Source organism: Candidatus Acidiferrales bacterium, from assembly GCA_036514995.1.
GTDB lineage: Bacteria > Acidobacteriota > Terriglobia > Acidiferrales > DATBWB01 > DATBWB01.
On record DATBWB010000138.1, the window covers coordinates 1 to 3,655 of the forward strand.

Here is a 3,655-nt window from a genome sequence, read left to right on the forward strand (position 1 = left end):
GGCTCTCGGCCCGGAGGCGCCTCGCCCCTATTCCATCGGGGCGAGCGCCCTGTATCCCTAGCATAGATAATTTCCTGCTGTCAACGGTCGGTCGGGTCGCCCGACAAAAGCCAAAGTCTCCCAGAACGACCCGGGTTTGGCAACCATGAAATGTGCCTCCCTCTCTGAGGAAATGCTTCCGGCCGGCTGCTCGCTATGTGCCGGGCGACGCCTCCGCGACCGTGGCCCCGCCGCAGGATGAGCCGGCTCCCGCCGTGCAGCCGTAACAATGATTGCGCGTTTCAATCGCGCGGCGGTCAAGACGCGAAGGATCGAAATCGCGGATGTGCGCCGGAAGACCGGAATTCACGGGTAGCTCGAGCATTTGATTGAAATCGCAATCATAGAGCCGACCGTCCCATCCGACGGATAACATCGCCCGGCACATCACCCCGGCTGCCGCCGCCGGATTGAACGCGTGCGCCAGCTTCTCCATGTACGATTCGTAGTTACCGCTGGCCAGGAGGAATTTGAGGAACCGGCTGATGGGCATGTTGGTGATGGCGTAGAGATGGTCAAAAACAACTCCATGCCTTTGCTCGAGTTCTCGCTTGAATTGCCGCTCGATGCCGGATTGCGCCGGGGGCAGAAACGCCCCGACCGGGTTATATACGAGATTCAAAGTCAGCCCGGATCCCTCTCGCCCGTAGCCGAGCCGGTTGAGCTTCTGAAGGGCTTCGATCGATTTTTCAAACACACCTTCGCCCCGCTGGGCGTCGGTCTGGGCCTCCCGATAGTAGGGCAAGGAGGCGACGATTTCCACGCGGTGGCTGGCCAAAAATTCGGCCAGATTGCCTTGGGACGGCAGCAGCAGGACAGTGAGGTTCGACCGGTCAATCACGTGCCGGCCAAGCTTTTTGACCCCTTCCACGAGCCACCGGAAATGAGGGTTCAGCTCCGGCGCTCCGCCGGTAATGTCCACGGTGGGAATTTGGGAGCGGCTCAGGGCCGCCAGGCAGAGTTCCATTGTCTCGCGCGTCATGATCTCCCGCCGATCCGGTCCGGCATCCACGTGGCAGTGGCGGCAGGTCTGGTTGCAAAGTTTTCCCACGTTGATCTGAAGGGCGGTGATGCCCGTCGCGGCAAGCGGAAAGAGACCGGCGCGGCGAAGGCTTTGGCCAAATGGAGGAATGCCATTGGAAGAACCGAGCACGCACCGTTGCTCCGCCGCTGAAGCCAGGGGATTGCCGAGCGCGATCAAACTGGGAGACATGCCTTCCCTCCCTCCCCGCCGTCGAAACCCTACCGAGGTCTCACATCGAAAGTTTGCCGACGATGTTGCGCATCTGGATGCCGTGGACGAGCGAGGCTCCGCCGCGAATGGCGCAGGCCACGTGCACCGCTTCCGTCATCTCTTCGATGTTGGAACCTCGCTCCAAACAGGCCTGGCTATAGGCGTCAATACAATAGGGACACTGCACCGCATGGGCGACCGCCAGCGCAATGAGAGCTTTTTCACGCTCGCTGAGCGCCCCCTCGGCAAAAACAGCGCTGTAGTAAGCGGAAAATTTTTCCCACAACTCCTTGTTGCCCTTGCCCATCTCCGGAAAGCGAGCCAGATCATTTGCGTCATAGTAACCCTGCATACTCTCCTCCTCAGCAACAACCCGGGCCACAGGCGGCATCGGCCCTGGTTGTCTTGCGATAACTCTTTCCTTTGGTCTCCCAGGGCGGGCGCAAGGAACTTTTTCCGCAGGCGAACGGCTTTGCCTTCTCGAGCGGGAGATCCTTGAGCGGCGGCACGGGAATGATTTCCTCGGCATAGGGCTCGGCGGTCAGCAAATGATAGGTCTTGTCGCAGACGGCCATGCGCTTGCCGCGGTAAAGGATGTGGCCGTCATCGTCCTCGACTTTCTTCCACGGACCCTTGTAAATCACCGCCTGGTACCGTTCCCGGCACGGGCCTTCTTTGCCCTTGCGAGCGGTCACTGTGACCGACCGGAACTCGATGCCCCGGACCGTCTGCCAGGGCCGGTGCTCGTACTGATGGAAAGCTATGCCGTAGAAACCGGCTTGCTCAAAGGCTTCCAGAAAACCGTCCTCGCGGTGGGCGCCGGCGATGCAACCGCTCCAGAGCTCCGGGTCGCCCTTCATCTCTTTCGGCACGTCTTCGTCGGAGACCACGTCGCTGATGGCCACCCGCCCGCCGCGCTTCAAGACGCGGTACATTTCGCGGAAAAGGTTTTCCCGCTCGCTTTCCTTCACCAGGTTCAAGACGCAATTCGAGATGATGACATCCACCGACCCGTCCGCCACCAGCGGCGCTGCCCGGCGCAGCCTCTCTTGAAATTCCTCCAGTTTGCGCAAATCATCGGAAGAGCGAATCGGATTCGCTTCGAGGTAGGCGTCCACCTCGTCGAGCGAAAGGGCCAAATCCTGAATCCGGCCGCGGCGGAAATCCACGTTGTCGTAGCCGACTCGCTCGGCGACCCTCGACTGGTGCTTGCGTGCCAGCGCGAGCATGGCAGGGCTGAAATCCACCCCGATGACGCCTCCTTTCGGGCCCACCATCTGGGCGGCAACGTAGGCCAGCTTGCCGCCGCCGCTGCCCAGATCGAGCACCGTATCGCCCGGACGCACGTGGGGTGTCGGGTCGCCGCACCCATAATCCCGCTCCAGGATTTCCGCGGGGATCACATCCAGATACTTCGGGTCATAGCGCACCGGACAGCAGAGCGCCGCCGCCTTCTCTTTGGCGGCTCGCTCGTATCGTCGCCAAACGGCGCTTTCTGTATCAAGAACAGCTTTCCTGCTCATTGCTGCCTCCCAAGGATCCAATAGATCACCGCTCCCGCCACGGCCGCCACCGGGAGCGTAATCAGCCACCCGCCGGCAATTTCTCGCGCCTTCCCCCAGTTCGCCTCCCGGCGACGATGCAGGCCGACGCCCAGCACGCTCCCCACCGCTACGTGCGTGGTCGAAACAGGCAGGCCAAGATGCGACGCGAAGCCTACCAGCATGGCTCCGAAAAAATTAGCGCTGAGCGCTTGCGGGGGATCAAAAGGAGTGATGCGGCGCGAGATGGTTTCCGCCACCCGACGCGCTCCCACGATTCCCCCCAGCGCCATCGCCAGGGAGACCGCGACGTAAGGCATCCCGGGCACGAATGACCCGAGGATGCCCGCCCCGATAGAATCAGGGCCCGAGAGCCCCGATGCCATCAGGGCGAGCGCCACAATCTTGGGTGTGTCGTTCAGTCCCCGCGCAAAACTGATGCTGGCGGCCGAAAGCCAATGCAAGCCTTCCGAGATTCTTGCCCGCACCAGCTCCGTTCCGGTCATGCAATCTGCCGTGTGGGACCAGCGAATCTCGACCCATCGGAACAACCCAACGAGCGAGCCTGTTCTCCCTGAGGAATCTACCAGAGCGGGCGCTTGGCTCTCCGTCAGGCAAATACAGTCCCGTGATCGAACCAGCCGCTCGGCCAACGGGAAAAGCGCCAGCGTGCCAGCCATCGCCAGAACGGGCGAGAAGAGAAGCGGCAACGCCACGCTATGAAGCAGCGTGGCGTAACGTACTCCATGCGGGCCGGCGGCGAGCAGACCGGTTCCCGCCAGCGCTCCGGCAATCGCGTGCGTCGTTGAAATGGGCGCGCCCAGCCGCGCCGCCAGAAACA

General features: G+C 62.0%; 4 protein-coding genes. All 4 read right to left on the reverse strand.

Going from position 1 to position 3,655, the window contains the following annotated elements:
* Nucleotides 1–193 precede the first annotated feature (193 nt).
* Complete coding sequence (gene arsS, locus VIH17_09570; protein HEY4683481.1) at nucleotides 194–1,252, reverse strand: arsenosugar biosynthesis radical SAM (seleno)protein ArsS; 1,059 nt, start codon at nucleotides 1,250–1,252, stop codon at nucleotides 194–196.
* 40 nt (nucleotides 1,253–1,292) lie between these two features.
* Nucleotides 1,293–1,625, reverse strand: a complete 333-nt coding sequence (locus VIH17_09575) for an arsenosugar biosynthesis-associated peroxidase-like protein (GenBank protein ID HEY4683482.1) — start codon at nucleotides 1,623–1,625, stop codon at nucleotides 1,293–1,295.
* A 10-nt stretch (nucleotides 1,626–1,635) separates the two neighbouring features.
* Nucleotides 1,636–2,796 carry a methyltransferase domain-containing protein gene (locus VIH17_09580; protein ID HEY4683483.1) on the reverse strand — a complete coding sequence of 387 codons (1,161 nt, stop codon included), beginning with the start codon at nucleotides 2,794–2,796 and terminating at the stop codon, nucleotides 1,636–1,638.
* Nucleotides 2,793–3,655, reverse strand: an 863-nt coding sequence (locus VIH17_09585) for an inorganic phosphate transporter (protein ID HEY4683484.1), incomplete at its 5' end; no start/stop codon positions are given. The genes VIH17_09585 and VIH17_09580, both read right to left, overlap by 4 nt.